This is a genomic window from Bacillus sp. JK62 (genome assembly GCF_053663455.1).
In genome coordinates this window covers 13,444-40,061 of the sequence record NZ_JBSJQA010000002.1, presented here as the reverse complement: position 1 = coordinate 40,061, position 26,618 = coordinate 13,444, and the positions used below count along the sequence as shown (strand labels likewise).

Sequence of the window (26,618 nt, the reverse complement as noted above, 5' to 3'; positions counted from 1 at the left end):
CCTCCTTTCTTACACATGCTTCGTTTTTTTATATATGGCAAAATAACTGACCAAAAATCCGACCGCTCCTCCGACCAGCATCCCGGCCACATACCCTGTCATCGTCTGTCCCGTCGAGTACCCCGCCAGGCCAAAACCGAGAACGGCGATGATGATCACCACAATCTGAATGGGCCGGTCAAGCTGTCTCCAGAGAAAAAAATGGCCGTTCCGTTCCACCGGCTGCCTGACATAGCAAAAGTACCCGATGGCATAAAATACAATGCTCATCACTGCCGGAATGATTAATATATACTTGCTGGCAGATACCCAATCTGTATCCATGTACATGATCGGATTCAAATATTGAAAAAGATTGTATACTTTGATATAAGCATCCACTGACGGCATCAGCTCATACATGCCGGCTCCGAAGATGACTTCTACATTGGACAGCGGCAACGTAATGATCAGGTATGGTGATATCGACACGGCAAACGCCGTTAACAGCTGGGCGAACGTATTCCCTGTTAAGCAGCCTGCGCTCGCGACCAATGTAAAAGCCAAAACACTCACAATAATCTCTCCGACGCTGTAATGGTGGAAGAAATATACGCGCTCAGGCTTTAACAGAAGAATGAGCAGCTCAGCCAGCCCGTAGCCGATCACCTGAGCGCCGGTAATGACCGCCGCTCCGAGCCAAAATTTAGTGTGGAACACCTGAGCGCGGGAGTAAGGCAGACTGAAAAGCGCATCAATCGTACCTTTCGTACGTTCCAATCCGAATAAGCAAACCGCCAAAATCACAGCGGGCGCCCAGTTTAAGTTCAGCATTCCGCTATCCAAAGAATTCACATAAAACTTACAATATGCTCCGTGGGTGTCCAGACAGCCTTGATAAACCAGATAGGTATTTAACACTTCAAATGGATTGACCGCCGCTAAAAAAATGCCGACCATCACAAGAACAGTTCGATTCTGCACCCATTCCCTGTACAGCAATCCCCTGTCTACCATCTCCGGTTCCCTCCAAACTTCGCGATGAAAACTTCTTCTAAGTTCACAGGAAGTTCGTTCCATACTTTCGGCTGCAGCTCTTGCAGAAAGTTCTTTTTCTTCTCATCGTTCTTTTGAATCAGCACCGTATAAAACACACCGGCATGGTCGAGAATCGGTATGTTTTGTTCTCTGATCATCAAGTTGACATCCTCTTCAAATGCCATTTGGATTTTCATGTATTCTTCCTTCATATCATCCAAGTCCATCACATTCGTCAGCTGATTTCCTTCCAAAAACCCGATCCGGTTGCACATTCGCTCAATATCTTCTAAACGGTGTGAGGTAATCAGAATGCTCGTTTCCCGTTCAGCCACTTCATCCACCATAAGCTGAAGCACGTCATGACGCGTTACGGCGTCAATTCCGTCCGTCGGTTCATCCAAAAGGATAAGAGCCGGGCGTGAAGCAAAGGCAAGGACGAGCGCAAGCTGTTTTTTCAGGCCTGTGGATAATTCACGGTATTTCTTCGTTTCCGGAATGCCGTACCTGTTCATCAGCTCATTGGCGTAAGTCACATCAAAATTCGGATAGATTCTGCTTACAATCGCAACAAGCTGTTTATATGTATACTTGTCATAAAAAGGATTTTCAACAGGCATATAAATGATATTCTGTTTGACTTTCGGATGACGCTTTATTTCCACCTGATTAAATAAAACCGTCCCTTGATCCGGAAGCAGAATCTGCTGAATGAGCCGGAGCAGTGTTGTTTTCCCTGATCCGTTCCGCCCGAGCAGCCCGAAAATTTCCCCTTTTCCGATGGTGAGCGAAATATCTTTGAGCACTTCTTTACCGTCTATCGTTTTTGAGAGATTCCGCAATTCAATCATGATCCTTTCCTCCTTTCACATCAGCGCTGATTTCCTTTATCCATTCCTGCAGCTTCTCCAGCTCAACTCCCGCGTAATGGGCATCGATGATGAGCTGTTTCAATTGCTCTTTTATCATCGTCATCTTCCCTTCAACCAATGTCGTTTTTGCATTCTCCGATATATACGTTCCTCTTCCCCTCAGCGTTTCAATGACACCATCGCGTTCGAGCTCCTTGTACGCTTTGCTGACTGTGTTCGGATTGGCGATAATAATCGTTGCCAATTCCCTGACAGAAGGAAGTTTATCCCCCGGCTTCATGATCCCTTTTAAACAAAGCTCTTTCAATTGCTGTATGATCTGCTCATAAATCGGAGTTGAGCTTCTCGGATCGATTTGAATCATTTACTTCCCTTCTTTCTTTTACGAGCTGCTCTCTTTCTTTAAATGTTCTGCCATTGAAAACCGATGACGACAAGAACGACAAACAGACTGCTGGCCAAAACCGAGGCGGCGATAATAAGAGGCACATCTTGTTTTACGGATCTTTTGTTTTTCATGAAAGTTCCCCTTCCCTATGCTTAACATTTATATGTCGATTTCATTTTTTGAGTGTTTTATGTGTATTACATCAAGTAGTACACGTAATACAATAAACACACTCAGGCCTATTGTCAATTCTTTTTTAAAAGAAATACAAAAAAACCCGCCGGGATTCCGGCAGGTTTGCTGAACCATTTGAAACGGCGCGGTCAGTAATCAAAATTACGCTGCAAAATCATATTGTTTTGCAAAGTCTGCAGCTGCAATCTCATTCTGTAAAGCTGCTCTCTTTGCTGATCATTCGCAGATAATGACAGCTTGTTTAATTCATTCACCGCGTTTTCAAGCATCATTTGCGCTTCACTGTACTCATTATCATTATAATGCTCTTGTTTTGAAGCGGTCATAAATTGCTCATTCGCAAATTCATACGCCTGTTCGCTTCTTTGGAGATGTTCATCTACTGATTGTCTTGTTGCCATTAAACAGTCCTCCTATTGATAATGTCATATCAATAGTATTTCTTATTCCAAATTAATTCTCACAAGAAATATCAGGTAATTCATTCACAAGACAGAGATGGCATAAAATACGATTAAATGTAAAACTTAATCAAGACAGAATGAAGTCTTTATAAAAATCCTTCATTTTAGAACGCTAACTTAATTCTTCTTTTATTAAAAACATTATAATTTTTCCACATCACCCACAAGATCTTCGGTTCGCTTTAAATTGTTCACCATCAAATTATCTTTTTTGTGTAAAACACCCAGGATTCATCAGATTTTTTAGGTATCCAATTCATTAGACGATCGTTTTTATTAGCTTTAATTATCATCCCGAAACTAACACCAACTATAAAACTTACTCATCCCCATCTAAGACTGGAACAGCTTTAAATTTTTTCAACAAACCGTTCAAAAGTGAATCGAATTTTGAAGAATTAAGATAATAGTATGTTTTATTTTGATTTCTCGTACTCTCAACTAAACCTTGCAATGTCAAAATTCTCATATGGTGTGAAATCGTTGCGTTGGTTAAATTTAGCTGTTCAGCAATCTCATTAGCATACATTTTTTTATGACTAAGTAAGATTAATATCTTGAACTTACTTTTATCCGATAAAAGCTTCAAAAAATCAATGATATGATTAATCTCTGCTTTCTCTAATGTATTTTCAAAAATTTTATCAACTTTATAACCAAGTCCAACATAAATGTTATCTTCACTTTTCGTAATAGTTGCAGTGTAAGGTAAAAGTGTTGGATATATATTAATATAATTACAAGATAAGTATTCCTTACCTTTTAACGTACTGATTATCTTTTTTGGAAAATCTATATTTATGTTTTTTAATTGATTCATCCACTCTTCTCTGAATTTAATTAAATTATAAATCGCCTCGTTAAGATAACCATTCACCGACATTAATTTGCTGCAAAATTGATCTACATAAGTTTTAGGAGATTTCATTACCTTAAATATGATCCACTTGTATTCGGGCTTTATATTTAGATTATTAAGTAGCTCAAATAAACTTTCCCTATCATTTAAATACTGTTGGGTAGATGTTTCGGTTTTAAGATCTCCTTGTAAATAAATTAGAGACTCTAAAATATTTTTTCTTATCTCTTCTTCTGTAACTGCAGACAAATAATCAATAATTTCAAAAAAATCTTTCGTGTAAATTTGTGGGATTTTAAAAAATGTTGTGGCTAAACAAAAAATATTTGCATTCCTAACATCTTTGTAGTCGCAAAAGCTGCCAAAATAAAAATTTAAAAACTCACTATCTAACTCTTTTATTCTTTTAAGATCATCTAGTAATACAAAATATTCATTATCTAAATTCAAACCCAATTTGGTTGTATAATCTTTGAAGAATTCCTCGTGTTTTAAGAATAGAATAGAGGATATCTTGTCAAAGAATTCTGAAACACTGTCATTTATTATTAACCGCACTTTTTCACACCCCATAAAGTCTTTTTCCACAAAGGAAAACGTTGTACTATCTTCATGCCAGACATTTTACATTTTTAATATTATCAATCAAAAGGAAACTTTCAAAGAATATTCATTTCTAATTAGCACTTACCTGACTGAGCATTATCATGAGCAGTCCTAGATTTATTAGACTTGCTTCACCTCATGCTAAGTATTCTCCTCATGTCATACTCTTCAGAAATCCTTAATCATCTCAGCTAGTTTACAGGTCCATTTAAGCTCTTAGTGAGTTATTTCAAGTTACAAAATTGTTGAATTATAAAAATATGATTTCGAGATAAGTGGATGAAAAAACAATTTATGAATAATATTGACACCTCTTAAGATTGCATTTATCATGTTTTTAGATATATATCGAATTTTAATTTAGATTAATATCTGATGGAGGTTGTAGTTTTGAATTTCAAAAAATTAATTATGTTATCTGCATTATTATTAGGTACATTCATTTCGGTAATGGACACCACTATAGTAAATATTGCCTTACCTAAGATGCTGGATTACTTTTCGAGCAACCTTTCTCAAGTAGCTTGGGTGGCTACAGGTTATACTTTAGCTTTTGCAGTTTTATTAGTAGGTGCATCAAAGCTGGCAGACCATTTTGGAAGAAAAAAAGCTTTTATGTTTGGATTAGCACTTTTTATTTTGACATCAGTTATTGCCTGTTTGAGCACTTCAATTGAAATGCTTATCACAATTAGAGTGATTCAGGGATTATCTGCTGCTTTCATTGTGCCAGTTACAATGCCTATTGCTTTGGCCATCGTTCCTCAAAATAAAAAAGGATTGATCATTGGAATCTGGGGGGCTTTCTCAGGATTAGCAGCTACTTTAGGACCTGTACTTGGAGGATTATTAACTGAAAACTTTAATTGGCAAGCTATCTTCTTCATAAATATTCCTTTAGGCCTGATTTCTCTTTTTTTAGCAGCATTTTTTATTACTGAGAGTTATGATGAAACAGTGAGTAAAAAAATTGATTACATGGGGATTCTTATTTTATCCGGAGCTCTCTTCTGTTTAACCTTTGGCTTTGCAAAAGTATCTGATTTAGGCTGGTCATCACCATTAATTATCTCTCTTTTTGTAATCTCTGTATTATTATTCTGTTTGTTTTTCTTTATTGAATCTAAAATTAAAAACCCGATGATTCCCTTATCCATGCTGAAGATACGTACGTTTAGTTTCAGTTCTTTCACCCTCTTTATGCAGGGCCTTGGATTAACAAGCGGTACCCTTATTATTACTTTACTCCTCACGAATTTAATGGGAAAAACTGAATTAGAAGCGGGGTTAATTGTTTCTACATTAGCTCTATCATCTATGTTTACCTCTGTACTTTCTGGAAAGCTATCTGATAAACTCGGGGGCATTTGGCTTTCGGGTCTAGGTATGCTCGGTTTAACAATCACAACATATTTATATGGATACATACGATACGACAGTTCTGTAACAACGGTAATTATTCTGTTATGTTTGACCGGCTTAGCTTTAGGGCTTGTGATAGGACCGGCAATGAGTTCAGGGATACGGCTTATTCCTCCTGAGAAAGTAGGTATTGCCTCAGGTATTCTTAATATGATGCGGACAGTTGGACAAGCGCTAGGCATTGCCATACTTACATCTGTGCTTACAATGAATATAAATGATCACACAGCTTCTGCAAAAAAAGAAGCCATAACAATTGTGGAAAACAATCAGGTTTTTGATAAAAATGCAAAAAACGAGATAATAACTCACTTAAAGCATTCAGACAGTAAAGGTTTCGATCGAAGAAAAAGTATTGCTGAATTAAACAAAAAAGAGGAAGAAATTCTTTCTATAACCCCGGATCCATATAAAGAAAAGGTACAAAAAAGTTTCAATACTCAAAAGAAGGAAGTTATCGCTATCCAGAAAAAAATTTCAAATTTATATAATGAAAAAATAAGTGACAGTTTTAATAATACATTCAAAGTAGGCAGTGTAATTCTTATTTTAGGAATTATTTTTGCATTGTTCAGTGATATTTCTCCAAAACGATTAAAACAACAACAGAAAAACCAGGTAGATATTACGCCTTGACCGTTCCATAATTGTTTCATTGTTCCGCTCCATCATTCATGCTACAATTTTAGGATGCATCTGATGTGAGGGAGGCTTTTTGAACATTGAACGAGAATAACCCTTTTCCTTATTCAAATACGGAAAAACGGTACCATACATTAAATTATCATCTGCGGGAGCATTTCGGGCATAAAGTGTTTAAAGTCGCGCTTGACGGCGGTTTTGACTGCCCGAATCGGGACGGCACGGTTGCACACGGCGGCTGCACATTCTGCAGCGCGGCGGGCTCCGGCGATTTTGCCGGCAACCGGGCCGATGACTTACTCACGCAATTTCACGATATCAAAAACCGTATGCACGAAAAGTGGAAAGACGGCAAATATATCGCATATTTCCAGGCGTTCACGAATACGCATGCCCCGGTAGAGGAGCTGCGTGAAAAATTTGAATCCGTCCTCAAGCTTGACGGCGTTGTCGGCATGTCTATCGCGACCCGTCCGGACTGCCTGCCGGACGATGTCGTGGAATATTTGGCAGAACTGAATGAGCGGACCTATTTGTGGGTTGAACTCGGGCTGCAGACCGTGCATGAGCGGACCGCCCTTCTGATCAACCGCGCCCATGATTTTGACTGCTATGTTGAGGGTGTCAATAAACTGAGAAAACACGGCATCCGCGTTTGTTCCCATATCATTAACGGGCTTCCGCTTGAAAACAGGGACATGATGATGGAGACGGCCAAAGCCGTCGCTGATTTGGATGTGCAAGGCATTAAAATTCACCTGCTTCACTTATTAAAAGGCACACCGATGGTGAAGCAATATGAAAAAGGAAAGCTGGAGTTCCTTTCTCAAGAAGAATATGTAAGTCTTGTATGTGATCAGCTCGAAATCATTCCCCCGGAAATGATCGTTCACCGCATTACGGGAGACGGGCCGATCGAATTAATGGTCGGGCCGATGTGGAGCGTCAATAAGTGGGAAGTACTGGGCGCCATTCAAAAAGAGCTGGAAACACGGGGAAGCTATCAAGGAAAGCTCTTCAGAAAGACCGGGGAGGAGACCGCCCTATGACCTTGATGCACATCCTCCCTTTCAGTAAAGAATTGCTGAAGTCCGCCGCACAGGAAGGTGATATCACGGTTGACGCGACGATGGGCAACGGACATGATACATATTTTCTGGCCGGCCTTGTCGGTGAGACAGGACATGTCCATGCCTTTGATATTCAAGCGGACGCGCTCGCTAAAACGAAGGAGCGGCTCGGTGCCGACTTCGGCCCGCGCGTCACGCTTCACCATAAAAGCCATGATCAAATAAAGGCATCGCTGCCTGAAGATGCGCACGGTCGTGTGGCTTGCGCCGTCTTTAATCTCGGCTATCTGCCAGGCGGCGATAAAAGCATTACGACAAACGGTCACTCAACCATTTCCGCGATCGAACAGCTCCTTGAACTGCTGAAGGAGAACGGGCTGATCGTTCTCGTTGTGTACCACGGGCATCCTGAAGGCAAGACGGAAAAAAGTGCATTACTGGAATACTGCAGCAATCTTGATCAGGAAAAAGCCCGCGTGCTGAGCTACGGCTTTCTCAACCAGCGGAACGACCCGCCGTTTATTATAGCGATTGAAAAGAAATCTGCCGGCAAATAAAGAATCGGCCTGTCATAAGCGGGCCGATTCTTTTTGTGTTTACTTTTCAAGAAAAATCAATTACTATGAAATAATGGAAAAAAGTTCATCTTTTAGTGTAACATCTGGGAGGAGCGGCAGTTTGAATATTCTTCGCATCATATTTTCAAGTGTTCCCTAGGTGATGTTTGTCATCATTTTATCAAGACATTTAGGATTTGAGTTCGCGAAAACCTATTACTGGTGGTTTGCTGCATTTTTTGTCATCGGGCTGATCGGCAAATTCGCAATGCACCTTGCGGCAAAAAAGAAACCGTTAAAAAAAGAGACAGCGTAAAATGCGCATGTCTCTTTTTATTTACTGTTTTGCAGCACGCTGCGTGTATAAGCGGGATTGTTCGTAAAGACACCATCTGCTTTTTGTTTCAGCATAATAGGCGTCAGCGTATGCTCGTCTTCCTTATCAAAAAACACGTGCACTTTCATCTTATTGTGATGAATGCGCTTCACGACTGCTTCATTTGCCAATTTGGCGTTGATTCCGACTGTATCAGCATACGTTCTGATGGTTTGCAGCTGCTTATCATTTATCTCCTCAGCCTCGTGATCTTTTAATAATCGAACAAGAGGAACTTTTTTATTCATAGAACGAACTTTCTTTAAGCTCTTCCCGCTAAAAGACTCAATGACTGCTTTATGGCTGGAAATCAGCTTATGTTTTTGTAATATGTCAATCAGTTTCTTTTCCATCACCAGGCTGCCGTTGCTTTCTCTTGTCTCAATATAGTAATTGGCAGTTTGTCCGAATTTCTGTATGATTTCTTCTAATGTTAAAATCTTTTCTCCTTTTCCCGCATTCAGTTTCTTAATCTGAGCCAAAGACAGATCATCTGTCATCCCTTTACCATCTGTTGTCCGATCTACCGTTTTATCGTGAATTGCAATCAGACGGCTGTCCTTCGTCTCCCGTAAGTCTATCTCAATATAATCTGCTTTGTCTTTAATCGCACGTGCATAAGACAAAGCGGTATGTTCCGGCTCAATCGCAGAAGAGCCCCTGTGCGCTATCAAGACAGGATGATAGCCGGCGGAAGCATGGATGACGGAGCAGCCTCCGGAAATGGAAAGTAATGCTATGACCGCTAAATACTTTAATTTTTTCATAAAATTAAAGTATCATATTCTGCAGGCGCACACAATGTTTCATTCTTCACATCATAAATAAAAAACTGCGCCGTCATGATGTACACGAGAGGCGCAGTTCACCCATTACGAACTTTTCGTCCAAGCCATCTTCTGAAATTTGCGGTAAGCTCTTCCGTTGATATAAAAGAAAAATGACGTTTTTCCGCTTGCCCTGATCAGCTTTCGCGCGAGGCGGCCCATTTCTTTTTGGCCGGCGACTTTGTCATCGGATAAATAGACGCCGAGCAGCCCCCTGTTGATCAGCCGGTGAAAATTTTCATGCGGAATGCCTTGCAAATGTTCATCCGCTTTTTCAATAAAATGCTGCAGTCTCTGCATCATTTCTTCATGGGACTGATAATACGTACAGAAATTCAGATCGCCTTCAAGCAGATCTTCTTCCTGGTCAATTAAATAATCGAGCAGTATGTGCAGCCCTTGTATGTACGGAAAATAACTGCTGCGGATTTTCTCAGCGGTATGTTCGTTAAAATCAGGCTGGAATGAGTAAGCAACGAGACAGAAAATGCCTAGCGTCGATCCCGCGCAGGCCGAGAACTCAAACCACTCCATTTCCGGAAGCTGCGACCGGTACTGCTCAAACCAGGCTTTAAGCCTCGGAACGCGTTCATGCTCAACGACATGCTTATGAACCTGAAGATCGCAATAATAATCACACAGCTCAAGCAAATAAGGTTTAATGATACCGTAATGTTCTATTGACCCGAGCACCCGCTGGCATGTTCTGACCAGCTCATGAAGATAACCGCCGTCATCCCGCTCCTCTCTGTACTGATAGTACGGCCGCACCTCGGCACCGACCGTCAGCGCGTCACGCATGGAAAGATGAAGCATGCGGAAGTCCTTGGGATCAAGCGAGGTGCTGCGGTCGCACAGATTGTCCAGATAATCACTGATTGTCTGATACGCGATGATAAATTGCACGCATTTCTGTTTCTGCTCTCCCGAAAGCAGGGCTAAAATGCCGCCTCCTTCACAATGAAACGACTTATCGCGGATACTTGCGGCCGCCTGCTGCCGCAGTTCGGTATTTTTAATGGAATCTGATTTTTCCCGCCACATGTTCAATTCCTGATGAACGAGCGGAAAAATTTCCCGATACACTTTTGCCATAAGGTTAAAAGGATGTTCCGGTACTGTCAACATATGCACCCCCAGCGAATTCAAATATACTGATCTGTAAAGGCTTTTGCCGCCTTAAACACAGTTTCTCTTTCCGGTTCATTAAAAATTTCATGATAAAGCCCTTCCCATTCCCGGTACGATTTATTATGGGAAGCCACACCGGAAAACCATTTGCGGACCTTCATTTTATCGACGATTTTGTCATCACCGCCCTGCATAAGCAAAAGCGGCACCTTTAAAAACGCATCAGTCGGCACCATAGCGGCATCAATGGTTTTTAAAAGCTCTCTGTACCATCTTACGGATACCTTCGTGACATATAAAGAATCGTTTTGATCCGCTTCAATCATATCCGCATTCCTCGTTGCCATATCAGGTGATAAGCCGGAATCCACTCTGAGGGACGGAGCGAGGACGTTCAGTCCTTTAGACGCAAAATCAAGGACTTTATTGACTTTTATTTGCAGACCCAGACAAGGTGATGATAAAATGAGTGCCGTAATGCGGGGATTTCTCTGCTGCTTAAACCATTCTATCGCAATCAGTCCGCCCATGCTGTGGCCCAAAAGGAAAACGGGCGCTTCAAGCGTTCTCGCTTTATCAATCCATATATCTACTTCATCAATGTATTCTTGGAAAGAGCGAATATGCCCTCTGGCGCGGGTCGACGTTCCCTGACCGGGCAAATCGCCCATCACCACGTTATATCCGGAAGATCTCCACATTTCAACGAGCCATTTATAACGCCCGTGGTATTCGCTCGCCCCGTGGATAATGACAATGGTACCCACGGGCCTGTCTGCTTTCCAAGTCCACATGCAGTTCACCTCTTACATAAATTTAGAGAAAGAAGGATGAGACATGATAATCTACCCTTATAAACAATTTACGCCGGACATACATCCTGAAGCGTTCATTGCGGATAACGCCGTCATAACGGGCGACGTCGTGATCGGAGAACAATCGAGCATCTGGTTCTCGGCAGTCATCCGGGGGGATGTTGCGCCGACAAGGATCGGAAAAAGAGTCAGCATACAAGACTTGAGCTGTCTGCATCAAAGCCCGAACCGCCCGCTTCTTATTGAAGATGACGTCACGATCGGCCATCAGGTTACACTGCACAGCGCAATCATCAGAAAGAATGCTTTAATCGGTATGGGCTCCGTCATTCTTGACGGGGCGGAAATCGGAGAAGGCGCGTTTATCGGCGCCGGAAGTCTCGTTCCTCCGGGCAAAACCATTCCTCCCGGCTGTCTTGCGTTCGGCCGGCCCGCAAAGGTTATCCGCCGGCTGACAGAAGAAGACATACGGGACATGGAAAGAATCAGAACGGAATATGTTGAAAAAGGCCGATACTATAAAACAATGCAAGAGAAATAAAAAAGATCAGCTTTGTTTTACTACTGTACCATTTTTCAAAATATTATTTAAGTAAAAACCATTTGCATTCTCCCGATTGTCAGGAAACAGAAGCAAAATGTTCAGGAATTTGTTTTATTCTTCCCCCTTTTACCCGATCCTATGAAAAAAGAGCCCATTTCAGCGGGCTCTTTTTTTACGCTTTTTCGGCGAATGTCTGTCCGTTTTCCAGATCTATGTCTTTTCTTTTATGGAAACCTTTCCCGTAATAGGCGGCTAATAATATGCCGAACCAGACAGGACCGATGATGACGGCCACCCTGGTCTCTGCATCAAAAGCCATCAGCACAACGACAAAAGCCAGAAATGCCAGCGAGATATATGAGGAAAAGGGGTATAAAGGCATTTTATATTTGAGTTTTTTCCGTTGTTCCGGCTGTAAGCTTTTACGGTATTTCATTTGGGAAAGCAAAATAATCGACCATGTCCAAATTGCTCCGAACGTCGCAATGCTCGTCACCCACGTAAACACTTTCGCCGGCACCACGTAGTTCAGCAAAACGCCGATGCACAACGCGCCCGCTGAAACCAATACCGCTTTTCCCGGCACACCGCCTTTTGTGACCGTTCCGTATGCTTTAGGCGCTTCATTTTGCTCCGCCAGATTGAACAGCATGCGCCCCGTGCTGAAGATCCCGCTGTTGCAGGAAGAAAGAGCCGCCGTCAATACGACAAAATTAATGATTCCGGCTGCAGCTGGTATTCCGATTTTTTCAAATGTCAAAACAAACGGGCTCCCGCCTGAACCAATTTCCTGCCACGGATAAATTGACATAATGACAAACAAAGCTCCGACGTAAAAAATGAGAATGCGCCAAAAAACAGTATCTATGGCCCGCGCCAGTGATTTTTCCGGATTTTTGACCTCACCGGCTGTGACACCGATCAGCTCAATCCCGAGATAGGCAAACATGACCATCTGAAGCGACAGCAGCACCCCTTTAATCCCATTCGGGAAAAAGCCGCCGTGGCTCCATAAATTGCTGATTCCGAGCGCAACGCCTCCGTTTCCGAGACCGAATACGATCATCACCAGACCGATCGCGATCATTGACAGAATCGCCAATACTTTAATGAGCGCAAACCAGAATTCAAGCTCACCGTACGCTTTGACCGCCAGAAAGTTGACAGCCGTCATAATGACGAGTGCACAAAGCGCCCAGATCCATGACGGCACGTCAGGGAACCAGTAGCCCATATAAATGCCGACCGCGGTGATTTCCGCCATGCAGGTAACGACCCATAAAAACCAATAATTCCAGCCTGTTAAAAACCCGGCAAGCGGACCGAGATAATCTCTGGCATACCGGCTGAATGAGCCGGCTACAGGCTTTTGAATCGCCATTTCACCCAATGCCCGCATAATAAAAAACATAATCAGCCCGCTGCAGGCGTAAGCGGCTAAAATCCCCGGCCCGGCAAGCTTTATGGCAGAAGCTGACCCAAGAAACAGCCCGACTCCAATCGCGGCGCCCAACGACATAAGTGAGATATGCCGCTCTTCCAAGCCGCGGTGAAGCGTTTTTTCTTTGTTTTGCATAACTCTCCCTCCCCCTGATTTTGACAAAGAAACGACAAACCGAGACGAAATAGCCAGAAAACTCTTTCCGGAATCTACCCGATTAGTCCTATTATAACCTTTTTCTGAATATTGCGTAATACTTTGTCGAAAACAGAGCGGAATAGACGGTTTACAAAAAACAATAAAAAAAAGGCTTTCGATAACATCGAAAGCCTTTTGGATTAAACGAAAATGACTTCTTTCGGCTGATGATTCAGCTCTTCCGGCACCAATCTTTTCTCGACATTGATGCTGTGCCAGATCATGAAGATCAGCACGGTCCAGATTTTGCGGCTGTTGTCCGCTCTGTCGGCACAATGATCTTCCAGAAGCTGAAGGACATAATCCTTTTCAATATAAGCATCTGTTTCACTTTCACGAATGATGTTGCGAACCCATTCGTTCATTTCATTTTTCAGCCAGTGGCGGATCGGCACAGGGAAGCCGAGTTTTTTGCGGTTAAGCACATGATCAGGCACTACCCCTTCAGCAGCTTTGCGCAGAAGGTATTTCGTCGTGCCGTTTTTCGTTTTCAGTTCATCCGGAATTTTAGAGGCCACGTCAAACACGACTTTATCAAGGAACGGCACGCGCAGTTCCAATGAGTTGGCCATCGTCATTTTGTCAGCCTTTAACAGGATGTCGCCGCGCATCCAAGTATGGATATCAACATACTGCATTTTATTAATGTCGCTGTATGAACGGCTTTCCGTAAAGTACGGCTTCGTGACATCACGGTATGAAAGCTCTGGATTGTAATGTTTGAGCAGCTGTTTTTTCACGGGCTCTTCAAAAATCTTCGCATTACCGATATAGCGCTCCTCAAGCGGTGTGCAGCCGCGGACTAAGAGGCTTTTCCCTCTCATTCCTTCAGGCATGACGGACGCCACATGAAGAAGCATTTTTTTCAGACCGGACGGAATGCGTTCAAACGGTTTAAGCGAAAGCGGTTCGCGGTAAATATTGTACCCGCCGAACAGCTCGTCCGCGCCTTCCCCGGATAATGCAACCGTTACATGCTTTTTCGCTTCTTTCGCGACAAAGTACAAAGGAATCGCCGCCGGATCTGCAAGCGGGTCATCAAAGTGCCAGACGATTTTCGGAAGCTCGTTCATATACTCCTCAGGAGAAATGACTTTGCTGATATTTTCAATCCCGAGCGCGGCAGCCGTTTCCTTCGCTACGTCAACTTCACTGAAGCCCTGCTGCTCAAAACCGACGGAAAATGTTTTAAGGCTCGGGTGAAATTCTTTCGCAACTGAGACGATAAAAGAAGAGTCAATACCGCCGGATAGAAACGAACCGACAGGAACGTCACTTCTCATGTGAACTTTGACAGAGTCAAAGATTGCGTCTCTGACTTCTTTCACCAATTTATCTTCATCAGACTGAACAGGCTTAAAGTTCGCTTTGAAATATGTTTTAAACGCGATGTCGCCTTCCGGGCGGATCGTAAACTGGCTGCCCGGCTCGACTTTTTTCACTTCAGCGTCAAGCGTGCTCGGTTCAGGAACGAATTGGAAAGACATATATTGCTGTAAAGAAGCTGTATCAAGATCAATACCGTTTTGAGCGGCCATTAAACTCTTTCTTTCAGATGCAAAATATACTTTGTCCCCGATGGTTGTGTAATACAGCGGTTTAATTCCGAACGGGTCTCTCGCGCCGTACATGACGCGGTCAGCCTTGTTCCAGATTAAAAACGCAAACATTCCGCGAAGCTTTGAAGCGGCTTCTTCTTTATAATGACGGTATGTCGCAAGGAGCACTTCGGTATCGGAATCTGTATTGAAAGTGTAGCCTTTCGCTTCAAGCTCTTCTCTCAATTCAATGTAGTTATAGATTTCGCCGTTAAAAATGATCCAATATTTTTCGTCTTCATATGATAAAGGCTGTCCGCCGTTTTCTACGTCAATAATACTGAGCCGTCTGAAGCCGAATCCGACGTGCTCATCATGATAATACCCATCGCTGTCAGGACCGCGGTGAACGATCATTTGGTTCATTTGTTTGATTAGCTCTTCTTGATCTGCGGTTTGAGTTAATGGATGCTTATTAAAAACACCGACAAATCCACACATAGTATAGCCTCCATAAGTGTAATTTTCTAATTGGACCCCCTTTTTATAGACGCTTTGTTACGCCATTGGTTTCACGCTATGTAAAAAATAAGCATGGCAGCATCTACAAAAAGGGAAAGCCGCTTAAGTAAGCGGCTATAAAATTATTCTCCTAGTGCTTCTTTGCGAAGCGCATCCGCCTTGTCAGTACGCTCCCAAGGAAGATCCACATCATGACGTCCGAAGTGGCCGTAAGCAGCTGTCTGCTTATAGATCGGGCGGCGCAGATCAAGCATTTTAATAATGCCGGCAGGTCTCAGGTCGAAGTTATTCCGTACGACTTCGATCAGTTTTTCTTCAGAAGCTTTTCCTGTATCAAATGTATTGATGGAAATAGAAACAGGCTGTGCCACGCCGATCGCGTATGCAAGCTGCACTTCACAAGAATCAGCAAGACCTGCTGCCACGATGTTTTTCGCTACGTATCTCGCAGCGTATGCCGCAGAACGGTCTACCTTCGTCGCATCCTTACCGGAGAATGCGCCGCCGCCGTGACGTGCATATCCGCCGTATGTGTCAACGATGATTTTACGGCCGGTAAGACCCGCATCACCTTGAGGTCCGCCGATTACGAAACGTCCCGTAGGGTTGATGAAGTATTTTGTTTCTTCATCGATCAGTTCCTCAGGCACAACAGGGTTAATGACATGCTCTTTCAGATTGCGCTGAATCTGCTCAAGCGTAATTTCCGGGTGGTGCTGAGTTGAAATGACGATCGCGTCGATGCGGACCGGCTTGTTGTTTTCATCATATTCAACGGTAACTTGCGTTTTGCCGTCAGGGCGAAGGTACGGAAGAATGTCTTCTTTGCGGACTTCGCTCAAACGGCGGGCTAATTTATGCGCCAAAGAGATCGGAAGCGGCATAAGCTCTTTCGTTTCGTTACACGCATAACCGAACATCAGGCCTTGGTCTCCCGCTCCGATTGCTTCGATTTCAGCATCGCTCATTGTGCCTTCACGCGCTTCAAGAGCCTGATCGACACCCATTGCGATATCCGCAGACTGTTCATCAATTGATGTTAAAACAGCGCAAGTCTCCGCATCAAATCCGTATTTAGCGCGTGTGTAGCCGATTTCTTTAATCGTTTCACGGACTGTTTTCGGAATGTCAACGTATGTTGATGTAGTAATCTCTCCGCTTACCAGCACAAGTCCTGTCGTTACAGATGTTTCGCAGGCCACGCGCGCGTTCGGGTCATTTTTTAAAATCTCATCTAAGATACTGTCAGAAATTTGGTCACAGATTTTGTCCGGATGACCCTCAGTAACAGATTCAGATGTAAATAGTCGACGGTTTTTACTCATTCACTTTTCCTCCTGAAAAAAGATCTTTTGCAAGACCTTCTCATATGATACGGAACTCGCTCCCTCTTAATACAATGTCATACTATATCAGAGAATGTTAATTGGCATATTTTATGAAATAAAAAAACCTTTTCCACTCGAGGAAAGGGTTTGGTCTGTGTGCCTTTCACTCTTATCGCTCAAGGAAAATATTAAACCTTGCATCAGGTTAGCACCTTGGTTTCCCACAGTGTTTTCACCTGCTTTTTTACAGAGAAACCGGTTGCTGGGCTTCATCGGGCCTGTCCCTCCGCCAGCTCGGGATAAGAGTATCCGCTCAATGAAATATCTTATCGTAAAAGGGCGGAAAGTGTCAATATGAATTAAAGCGATTGCGCGCCTTTATTTCGGGAAGCAATGGAAAAACACAAACAAAAAACCGCAAATAGTATAGACTATTTTCAGATATATGTTATACTAATTCCACATTCAGCGAAATACAAATAAACCGGCAAAGGAAGGTTTTTATGAAATTAGTTGATTTAACCGCAGATCTTCAAGCATTACTTGCAAGTCCGAATGTGCATCATAATTTATCGGCTCCAAAACTTACCGAAAAAGTAATCAGCCGAAATGAAGGAACGCTGACATCAACGGGCGCCGTACGCGCCACCACCGGCGCATATACAGGCCGGTCACCTAAAGATAAATTTATCGTCCGTGAACAAAGCACAGAAAATCAAATTGATTGGGGGGCGGTGAATCAGCCCATTTCTGAAGAGGCGTTTGAAAAGCTGTACGCCAAAGTCGTCAGCTACTTAAAACAGCGGGATGAACTGTTTGTGTTTGAAGGATTCGCGGGAGCGGATGAAAAATACAGACTGCCGATTACGGTCGTAAATGAATTTGCGTGGCACAATTTATTCGCGCGCCAGCTGTTTATCAGACCGGAAACGGATGAAAGAGACCCGCAAGCGCAGCCTTTCACCATTCTCTCAGCTCCGCATTTTAAAGCAGACCCGGAGACGGACGGCACGCATTCGGAAACATTTATCATTGTCTCTTTCGAAAAGCGCGTCATTTTAATCGGCGGCACCGAATACGCCGGAGAAATGAAAAAATCAATATTCTCCATTATGAACTTCCTGCTTCCGCAGCAGGATATACTGCCGATGCACTGCTCAGCCAACGTCGGTGAAAAAGGCGATGTCGCCCTGTTTTTCGGCCTTTCCGGCACAGGGAAAACGACGCTTTCAGCCGATGCGGACCGCAAACTGATCGGAGATGACGAGCACGGCTGGTCAGATTCCGGCGTTTTCAATATTGAAGGCGGATGTTACGCTAAATGTATCAATCTGAGCGAGGAAAAAGAACCGCAGATTTTTCGTGCGATCCGCTTCGGGTCTGTTCTTGAGAATGTCGTGCTTGATGAAAAAACGGGTGAAGCGGATTACGACAATTCCTTCTACACGGAAAACACAAGAGCCGCATATCCGATTGAGATGATCGGCAATATCGTGCAGCCTAGCATTGCCGGCCATCCGCAGGCGATCGTCTTTCTAACGGCGGACGCATTCGGCGTGCTTCCTCCGATCAGCAAACTGACGAAGGAACAGGCGATGTATCACTTCTTAAGCGGCTACACCAGTAAACTCGCGGGAACCGAACGCGGCGTGACATCTCCGCAAACGACTTTCTCGACGTGCTTCGGTTCACCGTTCCTTCCGCTTCCGGCACATGTATATGCCGAAATGCTCGGGCGTAAAATCGACGAACACGGCGTTCAAGTCTTCCTGGTCAACACAGGCTGGACCGGCGGAGGGTACGGAGTCGGAGAACGGATGAAACTTTCGTATACAAGAGCGATGGTCAAAGCCGCTATTGACGGCAGACTGAACCAGACTGACATGACGGCAGACAGCATTTTCGGCCTGCACAGTCCCGTTCATGTTCCGGGCGTGCCGGATGAAGTTCTTCAGCCTGAAAACACATGGAGCGATAAACAAGCATACAACGAAAAAGCGCTGTTTTTAGCCAATGAGTTTAAAGAAAACTTTAAAAAGTTTTCCCATGCAGACTCGATTGCCAAAGCCGGCGGACCTCTCGTGTAATCAAAAAAGCCAAGGGCGTTTATGCCCTCGGCTTTTGTTTTTTCAGTTTGTCGAATGAAGCGAAGTGAGTCTGTATGTAATGCTTGTCCGGCCGTTCGCCCATTCGAGCTTTTGGACCTCGCCGGTGCCGGATTTCTCTCCGGTTTTCGTTTTGCGCACGTCCATCGGAATATCAAGAGGATAGACGCGGTAGCCCTCTTTCTCCAATAAAAAGATATTTTCCTCTATCCGTTTTTCATTGCCTTTTGTCACAATCATGGTATTAAATTCAACAGGCATTCCCAAAATGAAAATCCCCTTTCATTCTCTTATTCTTTATTATCATATCATAAATCAGGCATCTTACCGTGTCTTCATCCATTCCGCCAGCCGCCGGACAATGCGTCTGTTTTCCTGCGGCGGAAAATAATGCGTAAAACCGCTGTAATACCAAGTTTCCACCGGTTTCCCCGCCTCTTTCAGCTTGTCCTCGATCATCCGGGCGTGTTCAATCGAAACATTCTCATCATTCTCTCCATGGATGAGCAGCACAGGGGCCTGAATGCGGTCTGCTTTTTCAAACGGCGAACGCCATCTGTATTCATCCGGCACCTTTTTCGGCGTGCCGCCGATCACCCGCTTCATCATCCGCCGCATATCCTTCCGCTCTTCATAAGTAAGCACCATATCGCTCACACCGCCCCATGAAACGAGTGAAGCCGCTTGATGCCCCATTTCAATCGCGGTCAAAAGCCCCATGATTCCGCCCCGGGAAAAACCGAAAATATGCACCCGCCCTTCCCTGACGTTCGGATGCTCCCGAAGAAGGCGGAAAGCGGAAAACGCGTCCTCTCTGTCCTCTCCCGCAAAATCTTCATTTCCCTCGCCGCCCTGGTTGCCTCTGTAATAAGGCGCAAACACGACAAAGCCTTGGGAAGCGAATTGAACGATTCTCCCAGGGCGTACCATGCCGACATTTTTTATGCCGCCGCGCAAATATAAAAAACCGTCATATGTTCCCGGCGCCGCAGGTTCGGCAAGGAGCCCCTTTACCTTCAGACCTTCTGACTCATAGCATACCGCAAAGAGGCGGACATGCGGACTCGGAGACGGGAACCTTTTCTTTTCTACCAGCAAAACAATGCGCCTCCTTATATCATCAGTTTTTTTATTCTTTCCCAACGTGAATATGGGCACTCACACATTTTTTATACCCATCATACGATATGTAAAGCAGAAAAGGTTATTTTAACGCTTAAACAAGGAGGTTACACCGTGAACAAATGGCTCAAAGCGGGCTGCGTTTTTGTCATATGCGCCTTTTTCCTGCTCATTCTTCCGGCTTGCAGACAGGAAGAAAGTCTGACGAAGGTAAAGGTGGCGGAAGTCACACACTCCATCTTCTATACGCCTCTGTATGTCGCTGAAGCAAAAGGTTTTTTTAAAAAAGAAGGGCTCCAAGTGTCACTTCAAACAACATGGGGCGGAGACAAAACGATGACATCGCTTTTGTCAAACGGGTCAGACATCGCGCTGGTCGGTTCTGAAACATCCATTTACGTGGAGGCGCAGGGAGCAAAAGATCCGGTCATCAACTTCGCGCAGCTGACACAGACGGACGGCACATTTCTCGTGTCGCGGAAAGATGAGAAATCATTCAAATGGAGCGATTTAAAAGGAAAAACATTTCTCGGCCAGCGAAAAGGCGGCATGCCCCAAATGGCCGGTGAGTACGTCCTGAAAAAGAATCACATAGAGCCGAAAAAAGACATTAACCTCGTTCAAAACATTGATTTCGCCAATATTTCCAACGCATTCGCATCCGGAACGGGTGATTATGTGCAGCTGTTTGAACCGACGGCATCCCAATTTGAAAAAGAAGGCATCGGTCATATCGTAGCATCCTTCGGAGAAGCTTCCGGCCAAGTGCCATACACAACCTTTATGGCAAAAGAAAGTTATTTGAAAACCAATGAAAAGACGGCGGAAAAATTCACCCGCGCCATCTATCGCGCCCAGCAATGGGTGGAAAGCCATCCGGCCAAAGACATCGCAAAAACGATTCAGAAGGAATTTGCCGATACAGACCCGGCCATTATCGAAACATCGATAGAGCGCTATAAAAAACAAAAGTCATTCTCTGCAGACCCAGTTCTGCAAAAGGATGAATGGGAACTGCTTCAATCTATTATGGATGAAGCCGGAGAGCTCCCGAAACACATTCCGTACAGCAAACTCGTCAACACAAAAATCGCCAAAAAAGTCACCTCAGAACAATAGGAGGAACATGAATGTCTTTTTTACATGTGGATCATGTAACACATACTTATTTCTCGCTGAAAGAAAAGACAACCGCCGTGAAAGATATACATTTTCAGATTGAAAAAGGGGATTTCATCTCCTTTCTCGGGCCGAGCGGATGCGGAAAAACAACACTCCTGTCCATCCTGGCCGGCCTTATCACCCCTGCGCAAGGCCGGGTGCTGATCGAAGGAAGCGTGCCGAACCATAAAGAACACCAAATCGGTTATATGCTTCAGCAGGATTATTTATTTCCTTGGAAATCAATTGAGGAAAACGTGCTGCTCGGTTTACACATTTCAAAAACATTAACAGAAGAAAAAAGAGCTGAAGTTCTCAGCCTTCTGCCTAAGCTCGGATTAATCGGCGTTGAAAAGAAATATCCGAAAGAGCTCTCAGGCGGAATGCGGCAGCGGGCGGCACTTGCCAGAACTCTTGCGCCGGACCCGGGACTGCTGCTCCTTGATGAACCGTTTTCCGCGCTGGACTTTCAAACGAAGCTTTCTTTGGAAAACCTTGTCTTCAGAACATTAAAGGATTTTCAAAAAACCGCCGTGCTCGTCACCCACGATATCGGTGAAGCCATCGCCATGAGCGATACGATCTATTTATTTTCGAATCAGCCGGGCACCATCCATCAAATATTCACCGTGCCTAAGGAGCTCGCGGCTTTAGATCCGTTTGACGCGCGTCAGGATCCGGCCTTTCAGCCGCTGTTTCAAACCATATGGAAGGAGCTGAATTCCCTTGAAAAACAGCAGCGGCACGATTGAACAGCTTCATCAGCAGTTTAAGAAAAGACACCAAAAAGAAAAGCTCCGGATCCGTGCGTATCAGGCCGCCATTTTCATCGTATTTTTTGCCGGGTGGGAAATATCGAGCAGGGCGGGCTGGATCGATCCGTTAATCTTCAGCTCACCCTCCGCCGTTTGCAGGCTTTTAGTTGAAAAGATTGCGGACGGATCCCTTGCGGCGCACATCGGCGTAACCTTAGGAGAAACCGTTCTCGGCTTTTTGCTCGGCACGCTTCTCGGCACATGCCTCGCCGCTCTGTTATGGTGGTCAAACAGGCTCGCCCGGGTTTTAGACCCGTACCTCGTCATTTTAAACGCGATGCCGAAGGTCGCACTCGGACCGATTCTCATCGTGGCACTCGGACCGAATTTTACAAGCATTGTCGCCATGGGAGCAGTCATCAGTATCATTATCACGACAATCGTCGTCTTTACGGCTTTTCAGGAAGTGGATGAAAACTATATTAAGGTGATGAAAACATTCGGAGCGAAAAGAAGCATCATGTTTAAAGAAGTCATTCTGCCGGCATGCGCCCCCGCGATTATTTCCGCGCTTAAAGTGAACGTCGGTTTATCCTGGGTCGGTGTCATCGTCGGCGAGTTTCTCGTTTCCGAAAAAGGTCTGGGCTACATGATCATTTACGGATTCCAGGTCTTCAATTTCACTCTTGTGTTCTTAAGCCTTCTGATCATCGCGATTTTTGCGACATTGATGTATCAGGGAGTCGAACTGTTAGAAAGAAAATGGACGAAAGGAAAAATATAAAAAAGACCCGTGCGTAAGCGCCGGGTCTCGTTTTTATGATTGAAATACGCCGTCCTCTTTCAGCTTTTTCAGACTGATCGGAAGCACCGAATCTTTCATAATGAAACTGAATTTTTTATTTCGGGGGAGATTCTCCGGCAGTTCGCTGAACAGCACCGGCCCTTTTGTTTCAAAATAGTCAGCCTGTTTTTCAAGCTTTTCAATATCGGCAAAATAAATATTCTTCACAATTACCTTTTCCCTGCCGAGAACTTTATACTGTCCGACGTACTTCAGATGTCTTACCGCGGCGCCGGTTTCTTCTTTCACCTCGCGCAGGGCCGCTTCCTCCGCACATTCCATCGGCTCCACTTTTCCGCCCGGAAATTCAAACCCCCGGTCTTCGTGCTCAGTCAAAAGCCACTTATCTCCATATCGGCATATGACCCATACATGCTTCGGGCTGTCTGAAAAAGGCTGGTGTTCAAAGGAGAGCTGAACAGTATTCTGATAATAGTCTTTAAACTCGTACATGTTTATCCCTCTAATCCGTTCCTTCATATCTTCCATACATCATACCACAGTTGCGTTTGTTCGGAAGCCCTTTATCAAAAATTCAGAGGAAAACCATCATACCCGCTAGTATAGCCTCCTTTGAAGCAAATGTTACGGTTTGCGCTTGAATTTATTTTTCAGGGTATCCAATAGGTCGACGAGCACCTGCGGAACCGGTATGCCCAGCGAGCTTGCCGTAATCACGATCTGAACCGATTCGTATAAGATATAAAACATAATAGCCAAATTGCGGATGGCGCCTTCTGAATGAAGCAGCTGATCAAAAAAATGGCAAACTGAGACTAATGCCAGGGTCACGATTTTTTTGACCAGCCGCGCAAAAAGCTTTCTTGCGCTCAGCTGCTGCAAAAGAGATTCTTTTAAGCTTGTACTGATAAACTCAATCGCCATGACCGATAGCAAAATCAGAAACGAATACTGAAAACCGCCAAAGAAAAACCCCGCTGCCGACACGATCACTGCAAAAAACGAAAAGATGCCAAAGTCTTTGCCCACTTGATCCAACATCCTTTCACAGAAACGGCCTTACATTATTCTATGAAAAGTGAATGGAACGGACTGGATTTTTCAGAAAAATGGACAACACCTCTCTTCGGCAGCCAAATAAAAGACCGAGTGCTTTATAGCCCCGGTCTTCCCTTGTTGATTATCCTAAATACGCTTTCAGCATCCAGTTATGTTTTTCGATATTCTGGTGAATGGCAAGCAGCATATCTCCGGTCGTTTCGTCTCCGACCTCATCTGCGAGATCCATGCCGCTTTTCAGCTCTTCCGCAATGACAGTGAAATCATCATAAATGTTCTGTACCATTTGTTCTGCGCTCTCATTGCCTTCCGCCTCTTTTATAGAAGCAGTCTTCAATGATTCCGTCATTGTGCCGATCGGCTTGCCGTTCAATGCCAGCAGACGTTCTGCCAGATCGTCAATATATGTAGCCGTTTCGTTATACAGCTCCTCGAACTTTTCGTGCAATGTGAAAAAGTCCTTCCCTTTGACGTACCAATGATAGTTATGTAATTTCACATACATGACCGTCCAGTTTGCAACTTGTTTATTGACCGCTTCCAATAGTTTTTCTGACATGCCTATCTTCCTCCTTTGATTTACTATTGATATACCCTATATATCGTGTGTTAAAACATAAATTTTTAGCCCTTGATTTTACGGATGGAAAATATGTTATGATTTGTTAAAAAGGAGGGATTTTATGCTGCTTCTTCTGGGCTTCGGCTTTCTTATCGTGCTCGCCGTGCTGCTTTTATCCATCTGGTCGACTGTAAGAGCTTATAACGTAAAACATACGATTGACCCGCCGGAGGACGCATCAAAAGGCTTGACGGATAAAAACAATCCTTAATGATGATGCGTCTGTTCCTCATGGCCGGAGGAATCATCGGCAGCTTCAGCATCCCCGACACGCACTTTTACAGTCGGCATATTATGCTGCTGTTTTGCCGTTACGTGGGATTGAACGGTATACACACCCTCTTCATCAAATTCAGTCCGCAGGTGATACGCCCCTTTTTCCTCCTTGGCCTTGCTTGTTTTGCTGCTTCCTTTTTTTCCTTCTTTCCATACTTCAAACATGACTTCATCCGCATCCGTGACACGCTTGCCGCCGTAAAAAACCTCCGCCTTGTATTCCGTTTTTTCATGCGGTGCTGCCGTTTCCGGTCCTGTAAGCTTGACCTCAAGCGCTTTAGGCTCCTCATCCGCGGAGGTTTTGTCCGAATTGCCCCCGCAGGAAGATAATAGAAATACCATACCGCACATACCTGCCAATACAGCCCGTCTCATCCCATCACTCCTTCATCTTTGCTTCTATTTTAGCAAACGCTTACACATAAGGTGTGACATTTTTTAGAAATATGTAAAAAAGCCTTTTTGCATGTCAGCAAAAAGGCCTGTTTTTTATCCGAACACTTTCAGCAAATCTTCTTTATCTTGTGACAGCCAGAAACGCATCAGCCGTTTCGCGCCTTCTAAATCATGAAGTTTCGCCTGGCCGCACTGTTTTTCGTTGGCCGCCGGAATCTCCGTAATATCGATGGCTTCTTTCAGCGTAGCGTCAAGCAGGTCTACAATTTCTTCCGCTGTCGGCTCGCCGCTGACAACAAGATAATAGCCTGTCTGGCAGCCCATCGGTGAGATATCTATGATGTCGAAGTGATCGTATTTCTCAGAATGTGTGCGAATCGTAAACGCAAGCAAGTGCTCAAGCGTATGAATCGTATCCGGCTTCATCGCCTGTTTGTTCGGCTGGCAGAAGCGAATGTCAAACTTATTCACGACGCCGTCTGTTCCGACTTTATGCACTCCGCAATGTCTTACATACGGAGCCACAACCGCATTATGGTCTAGCTCAAAACTTTCTACTGAAGGCATAATGGCACTCCCTTTTTTTCAGAATATGCATCCATTATAACACAGTTTTCCGATAAGAATTGTGGCGGAAGCTTTTCAATCTGAAATTTTTTTTCTATACTAGCATCAGAAAGGTGGTTTTTTAATGAAAACCATAATGATTGCGTTAATCCGCGGGTACCAGAAGTTCATCTCTCCGCTGACGCCGCCGTCATGCCGCTTTTATCCGACGTGTTCGCAGTACGGAATCGAAGCCGTCAAGACTCACGGCGCATTAAAAGGCGGATGGCTGACACTGAAGCGGATTTTAAAGTGCCACCCTTTTCATCCGGGCGGTGTTGATCCCGTACCGGACAAAAAACAAAAACATTAGTCCATATGCTGGTAGCCGTCGATCACCAGATCAAGTTTACCGGTTTCAGGATCAATCACCAGACCGTGCACCGGGACATTGTCAGGGAATAGCGGATGGTGTTTAATGACGTTTACGCTGTCTGTAACACTCGCTTCTACTGAATCAAAGCTTTTCAGCCATTGATCAAGATCAACACCTGAGTGCTTCAGCATGTCAATCCGCTCTTTCGGAATACCGCGGTCGATAATTTTATCAAGCATATCCTCGCTGTTGATTTTGCTCATGCCGCAATCATGGTGGCCGATAACGCAGACTTCATCAGCGTTTAATTCGTATACGGCCACTAAAAGGCTGCGCATGATGCTTCCGAACGGGTGGGCGACAAGCGCGCCGGCACTTTTAATAATTTTCACATCGCCGTTTCGCATGTTCATCGCATGCGGAAGCAATTCTACAAGACGTGTGTCCATACAGGACAAAATCGCCATCTTTTTATCCGGGAATTTAGATGTTTGGTATTTTTCATAATCTTTGTTTTTAGTGAACTGCTCATTAAATTGCATGATATCGTTTAGAAGACTCATCTTGGTGTTTCCTTTCTGCC

30 protein-coding genes and 1 riboswitch are annotated in these 26,618 nt (G+C 44.3%); of the genes, 11 read left to right on the top strand and 19 right to left on the bottom strand.

Going from position 1 to position 26,618, the window contains the following annotated elements:
• Nucleotides 1–9: 9 nt before the first annotated feature.
• The 5 genes from ACWJJ4_RS05345 to ACWJJ4_RS05325 all read right to left on the bottom strand — a co-directional run bounded on the left by ACWJJ4_RS05345 (nt 10) and on the right by ACWJJ4_RS05325 (nt 4,368).
• A complete protein-coding gene (locus tag ACWJJ4_RS05345) occupies nt 10–996 on the bottom strand; it encodes an ABC transporter permease subunit (RefSeq protein ID WP_052586459.1) in 987 nt (328 codons plus the stop codon).
• Nucleotides 990–1,868, bottom strand: coding sequence for an ABC transporter ATP-binding protein (locus tag ACWJJ4_RS05340; RefSeq protein WP_015418048.1), 879 nt, complete (start codon nt 1,866–1,868; stop codon nt 990–992). Before ACWJJ4_RS05340 ends, ACWJJ4_RS05345 begins: the two co-directional genes overlap by 7 nt.
• Nucleotides 1,861–2,253: a GntR family transcriptional regulator YtrA gene (ytrA, locus tag ACWJJ4_RS05335; protein ID WP_003152275.1), complete on the bottom strand. Its 393-nt coding sequence runs from the start codon at nt 2,251–2,253 to the stop codon at nt 1,861–1,863. Before ytrA ends, ACWJJ4_RS05340 begins: the two co-directional genes overlap by 8 nt.
• A 347-nt stretch (nt 2,254–2,600) precedes the next feature.
• Nucleotides 2,601–2,873: a YtzC family protein gene (locus ACWJJ4_RS05330; RefSeq protein ID WP_003152272.1), complete on the bottom strand. Its 273-nt coding sequence runs from the start codon at nt 2,871–2,873 to the stop codon at nt 2,601–2,603.
• A gap of 382 nt (nt 2,874–3,255) precedes the next feature.
• Nucleotides 3,256–4,368: an ArsR/SmtB family transcription factor gene (locus tag ACWJJ4_RS05325; RefSeq protein WP_237587088.1), complete on the bottom strand. Its 1,113-nt coding sequence runs from the start codon at nt 4,366–4,368 to the stop codon at nt 3,256–3,258.
• 423 nt (nt 4,369–4,791) lie between these two features.
• Between ACWJJ4_RS05325 and ACWJJ4_RS05320 the strand changes: the two genes are divergently transcribed.
• The 4 genes from ACWJJ4_RS05320 (at nt 4,792) to ACWJJ4_RS05305 (ending at nt 8,408) form a co-directional block, all read left to right on the top strand.
• A complete protein-coding gene (locus ACWJJ4_RS05320) occupies nt 4,792–6,459 on the top strand; it encodes an MFS transporter (RefSeq protein WP_025649751.1) in 1,668 nt (555 codons plus the stop codon).
• Between the two features lie 86 nt (nt 6,460–6,545).
• Nucleotides 6,546–7,514 (top strand): TIGR01212 family radical SAM protein, encoded by a 969-nt coding sequence (locus ACWJJ4_RS05315; RefSeq protein WP_003152268.1) that lies wholly within the window; start codon nt 6,546–6,548, stop codon nt 7,512–7,514.
• The gene (locus tag ACWJJ4_RS05310) at nt 7,511–8,092 is read left to right on the top strand and encodes a tRNA (mnm(5)s(2)U34)-methyltransferase (RefSeq protein ID WP_007613246.1); all 582 of its coding nucleotides are present in this window, start codon (nt 7,511–7,513) and stop codon (nt 8,090–8,092) included. Before ACWJJ4_RS05315 ends, ACWJJ4_RS05310 begins: the two co-directional genes overlap by 4 nt.
• Before the next feature lie 160 nt (nt 8,093–8,252).
• Entirely contained in the window at nt 8,253–8,408 is a 156-nt protein-coding gene (locus tag ACWJJ4_RS05305; RefSeq protein WP_454021613.1) for a hypothetical protein, read from the top strand.
• Nucleotides 8,409–8,425: 17 nt separating this feature from the next.
• On the opposite strand, the gene ACWJJ4_RS05300 is transcribed toward ACWJJ4_RS05305, so the two are convergent.
• From ACWJJ4_RS05300 to ACWJJ4_RS05290, 3 genes are all read right to left on the bottom strand, one after another.
• The gene (locus tag ACWJJ4_RS05300) at nt 8,426–9,235 is read right to left on the bottom strand and encodes a glycerophosphodiester phosphodiesterase family protein (protein WP_454021489.1); all 810 of its coding nucleotides are present in this window, start codon (nt 9,233–9,235) and stop codon (nt 8,426–8,428) included.
• 105 nt (nt 9,236–9,340) lie between these two features.
• Nucleotides 9,341–10,420, bottom strand: a complete 1,080-nt coding sequence (locus ACWJJ4_RS05295) for a tetraprenyl-beta-curcumene synthase family protein (protein ID WP_069013323.1) — start codon at nt 10,418–10,420, stop codon at nt 9,341–9,343.
• Nucleotides 10,421–10,440: 20 nt separating this feature from the next.
• Nucleotides 10,441–11,220 (bottom strand): alpha/beta hydrolase, encoded by a 780-nt coding sequence (locus ACWJJ4_RS05290; RefSeq protein WP_003152261.1) that lies wholly within the window; start codon nt 11,218–11,220, stop codon nt 10,441–10,443.
• A gap of 46 nt (nt 11,221–11,266) precedes the next feature.
• Between ACWJJ4_RS05290 and ACWJJ4_RS05285 the strand changes: the two genes are divergently transcribed.
• Nucleotides 11,267–11,782 carry a gamma carbonic anhydrase gene (locus tag ACWJJ4_RS05285; RefSeq protein WP_025853382.1) on the top strand — a complete coding sequence of 172 codons (516 nt, stop codon included), beginning with the start codon at nt 11,267–11,269 and terminating at the stop codon, nt 11,780–11,782.
• A 175-nt stretch (nt 11,783–11,957) separates the two neighbouring features.
• On the opposite strand, the gene alaP is transcribed toward ACWJJ4_RS05285, so the two are convergent.
• From alaP to metK, 3 genes are all read right to left on the bottom strand, one after another.
• Entirely contained in the window at nt 11,958–13,361 is a 1,404-nt protein-coding gene (gene alaP / locus ACWJJ4_RS05280; protein WP_014418695.1) for an alanine permease AlaP, read from the bottom strand.
• Between the two features lie 203 nt (nt 13,362–13,564).
• Nucleotides 13,565–15,463, bottom strand: coding sequence for an asparagine synthase (glutamine-hydrolyzing) (gene asnB, locus ACWJJ4_RS05275; protein ID WP_003152255.1), 1,899 nt, complete (start codon nt 15,461–15,463; stop codon nt 13,565–13,567).
• Nucleotides 15,464–15,606: 143 nt separating this feature from the next.
• Nucleotides 15,607–16,809, bottom strand: a complete 1,203-nt coding sequence (gene metK / locus ACWJJ4_RS05270; protein ID WP_003152253.1) for a methionine adenosyltransferase — start codon at nt 16,807–16,809, stop codon at nt 15,607–15,609.
• A gap of 169 nt (nt 16,810–16,978) precedes the next feature.
• Nucleotides 16,979–17,118: riboswitch (SAM riboswitch) on the bottom strand.
• Between the two features lie 197 nt (nt 17,119–17,315).
• Here metK and pckA point away from each other — a divergent pair.
• Nucleotides 17,316–18,899, top strand: a complete 1,584-nt coding sequence (pckA, locus tag ACWJJ4_RS05265) for a phosphoenolpyruvate carboxykinase (ATP) (RefSeq protein WP_077722730.1) — start codon at nt 17,316–17,318, stop codon at nt 18,897–18,899.
• Between the two features lie 42 nt (nt 18,900–18,941).
• Here pckA and ACWJJ4_RS05260 read toward each other — a convergent pair whose 3' ends face one another.
• Complete coding sequence (locus ACWJJ4_RS05260) at nt 18,942–19,184, bottom strand: DUF2584 domain-containing protein (protein ID WP_003152249.1); 243 nt, start codon at nt 19,182–19,184, stop codon at nt 18,942–18,944.
• Nucleotides 19,185–19,241: 57 nt separating this feature from the next.
• Nucleotides 19,242–20,015, bottom strand: a complete 774-nt coding sequence (locus tag ACWJJ4_RS05255; RefSeq protein WP_015418056.1) for an alpha/beta hydrolase family protein — start codon at nt 20,013–20,015, stop codon at nt 19,242–19,244.
• Between the two features lie 138 nt (nt 20,016–20,153).
• Here ACWJJ4_RS05255 and ACWJJ4_RS05250 point away from each other — a divergent pair, with 138 nt between their 5' ends.
• The 3 genes from ACWJJ4_RS05250 to ACWJJ4_RS05240 are packed head-to-tail and all read left to right on the top strand — an operon-like array spanning nt 20,154 to nt 22,739.
• Complete coding sequence (locus ACWJJ4_RS05250; protein WP_172614920.1) at nt 20,154–21,158, top strand: ABC transporter substrate-binding protein; 1,005 nt, start codon at nt 20,154–20,156, stop codon at nt 21,156–21,158.
• A gap of 11 nt (nt 21,159–21,169) precedes the next feature.
• Nucleotides 21,170–21,952: an ABC transporter ATP-binding protein gene (locus ACWJJ4_RS05245; RefSeq protein ID WP_003152246.1), complete on the top strand. Its 783-nt coding sequence runs from the start codon at nt 21,170–21,172 to the stop codon at nt 21,950–21,952.
• Nucleotides 21,927–22,739 (top strand): ABC transporter permease, encoded by an 813-nt coding sequence (locus ACWJJ4_RS05240; protein WP_454021488.1) that lies wholly within the window; start codon nt 21,927–21,929, stop codon nt 22,737–22,739. Before ACWJJ4_RS05245 ends, ACWJJ4_RS05240 begins: the two co-directional genes overlap by 26 nt.
• A 33-nt stretch (nt 22,740–22,772) precedes the next feature.
• Here ACWJJ4_RS05240 and ytkD read toward each other — a convergent pair whose 3' ends face one another.
• The 3 genes from ytkD to ACWJJ4_RS05225 form a co-directional block, all read right to left on the bottom strand.
• On the bottom strand, nt 22,773–23,252 hold the full coding sequence (ytkD, locus tag ACWJJ4_RS05235; protein ID WP_003152244.1) for an RNA deprotection pyrophosphohydrolase: 480 nt from the start codon (nt 23,250–23,252) through the stop codon (nt 22,773–22,775).
• A 132-nt stretch (nt 23,253–23,384) separates the two neighbouring features.
• Nucleotides 23,385–23,789 carry a phage holin family protein gene (locus tag ACWJJ4_RS05230; RefSeq protein WP_003152243.1) on the bottom strand — a complete coding sequence of 135 codons (405 nt, stop codon included), beginning with the start codon at nt 23,787–23,789 and terminating at the stop codon, nt 23,385–23,387.
• A 151-nt stretch (nt 23,790–23,940) separates the two neighbouring features.
• Entirely contained in the window at nt 23,941–24,378 is a 438-nt protein-coding gene (locus ACWJJ4_RS05225) for a Dps family protein (protein WP_003152242.1), read from the bottom strand.
• 124 nt (nt 24,379–24,502) lie between these two features.
• On the opposite strand from ACWJJ4_RS05225, the gene ytzI reads away from it, so the two are divergent.
• Nucleotides 24,503–24,652 carry a YtzI protein gene (gene ytzI, locus ACWJJ4_RS05220; RefSeq protein ID WP_071391461.1) on the top strand — a complete coding sequence of 50 codons (150 nt, stop codon included), beginning with the start codon at nt 24,503–24,505 and terminating at the stop codon, nt 24,650–24,652.
• Here the strand turns inward: ytzI and ACWJJ4_RS05215 are convergent.
• Together ACWJJ4_RS05215 and ACWJJ4_RS05210 are read right to left on the bottom strand one after the other, a co-directional pair.
• Nucleotides 24,649–25,092, bottom strand: coding sequence for a FixH family protein (locus tag ACWJJ4_RS05215; RefSeq protein WP_454021487.1), 444 nt, complete (start codon nt 25,090–25,092; stop codon nt 24,649–24,651). The genes ytzI and ACWJJ4_RS05215 overlap by 4 nt on opposite strands.
• A gap of 114 nt (nt 25,093–25,206) precedes the next feature.
• Nucleotides 25,207–25,680, bottom strand: a complete 474-nt coding sequence (locus ACWJJ4_RS05210; RefSeq protein WP_003152237.1) for an S-ribosylhomocysteine lyase — start codon at nt 25,678–25,680, stop codon at nt 25,207–25,209.
• 124 nt (nt 25,681–25,804) lie between these two features.
• On the opposite strand from ACWJJ4_RS05210, the gene yidD reads away from it, so the two are divergent.
• Nucleotides 25,805–26,032 (top strand): membrane protein insertion efficiency factor YidD, encoded by a 228-nt coding sequence (gene yidD, locus ACWJJ4_RS05205; protein ID WP_003152235.1) that lies wholly within the window; start codon nt 25,805–25,807, stop codon nt 26,030–26,032.
• On the opposite strand, the gene ACWJJ4_RS05200 is transcribed toward yidD, so the two are convergent.
• Nucleotides 26,029–26,598 carry a beta-class carbonic anhydrase gene (locus tag ACWJJ4_RS05200; RefSeq protein ID WP_003152233.1) on the bottom strand — a complete coding sequence of 190 codons (570 nt, stop codon included), beginning with the start codon at nt 26,596–26,598 and terminating at the stop codon, nt 26,029–26,031. The two genes, yidD and ACWJJ4_RS05200, sit on opposite strands and share 4 nt — an antisense overlap.
• Nucleotides 26,599–26,618 lie beyond the last annotated feature (20 nt).

Excerpts from the sequence above, each read along its gene's own strand:
- ytkD (WP_003152244.1), bottom strand. The coding sequence starts at position 23,252 with ATGTACGAGTTTAAAGACTATTATCAGAATACTGTTCAGCTCTCCTTT.
- ACWJJ4_RS05290 (WP_003152261.1), bottom strand. The coding sequence starts at position 11,220 with ATGTGGACTTGGAAAGCAGACAGGCCCGTGGGTACCATTGTCATTATC.
- ACWJJ4_RS05300 (WP_454021489.1), bottom strand. The coding sequence starts at position 9,235 with ATGAAAAAATTAAAGTATTTAGCGGTCATAGCATTACTTTCCATTTCC.
- pckA (WP_077722730.1), top strand. The coding sequence starts at position 17,316 with ATGAAATTAGTTGATTTAACCGCAGATCTTCAAGCATTACTTGCAAGT.
- ytrA (WP_003152275.1), bottom strand. The coding sequence starts at position 2,253 with ATGATTCAAATCGATCCGAGAAGCTCAACTCCGATTTATGAGCAGATC.
- asnB (WP_003152255.1), bottom strand. The coding sequence starts at position 15,463 with ATGTGTGGATTTGTCGGTGTTTTTAATAAGCATCCATTAACTCAAACC.
- ACWJJ4_RS05330 (WP_003152272.1), bottom strand. The coding sequence starts at position 2,873 with ATGGCAACAAGACAATCAGTAGATGAACATCTCCAAAGAAGCGAACAG.
- ACWJJ4_RS05345 (WP_052586459.1), bottom strand. The coding sequence starts at position 996 with ATGGTAGACAGGGGATTGCTGTACAGGGAATGGGTGCAGAATCGAACT.
- yidD (WP_003152235.1), top strand. The coding sequence starts at position 25,805 with ATGAAAACCATAATGATTGCGTTAATCCGCGGGTACCAGAAGTTCATC.
- ACWJJ4_RS05225 (WP_003152242.1), bottom strand. The coding sequence starts at position 24,378 with ATGTCAGAAAAACTATTGGAAGCGGTCAATAAACAAGTTGCAAACTGG.
- metK (WP_003152253.1), bottom strand. The coding sequence starts at position 16,809 with ATGAGTAAAAACCGTCGACTATTTACATCTGAATCTGTTACTGAGGGT.
- ACWJJ4_RS05210 (WP_003152237.1), bottom strand. The coding sequence starts at position 25,680 with ATGCCTTCAGTAGAAAGTTTTGAGCTAGACCATAATGCGGTTGTGGCT.
- ACWJJ4_RS05325 (WP_237587088.1), bottom strand. The coding sequence starts at position 4,368 with ATGGGGTGTGAAAAAGTGCGGTTAATAATAAATGACAGTGTTTCAGAA.
- ACWJJ4_RS05340 (WP_015418048.1), bottom strand. The coding sequence starts at position 1,868 with ATGATTGAATTGCGGAATCTCTCAAAAACGATAGACGGTAAAGAAGTG.
- ytzI (WP_071391461.1), top strand. The coding sequence starts at position 24,503 with ATGCTGCTTCTTCTGGGCTTCGGCTTTCTTATCGTGCTCGCCGTGCTG.
- ACWJJ4_RS05310 (WP_007613246.1), top strand. The coding sequence starts at position 7,511 with ATGACCTTGATGCACATCCTCCCTTTCAGTAAAGAATTGCTGAAGTCC.
- alaP (WP_014418695.1), bottom strand. The coding sequence starts at position 13,361 with ATGCAAAACAAAGAAAAAACGCTTCACCGCGGCTTGGAAGAGCGGCAT.
- ACWJJ4_RS05215 (WP_454021487.1), bottom strand. The coding sequence starts at position 25,092 with ATGAGACGGGCTGTATTGGCAGGTATGTGCGGTATGGTATTTCTATTA.
- ACWJJ4_RS05200 (WP_003152233.1), bottom strand. The coding sequence starts at position 26,598 with ATGAGTCTTCTAAACGATATCATGCAATTTAATGAGCAGTTCACTAAA.
- ACWJJ4_RS05245 (WP_003152246.1), top strand. The coding sequence starts at position 21,170 with ATGTCTTTTTTACATGTGGATCATGTAACACATACTTATTTCTCGCTG.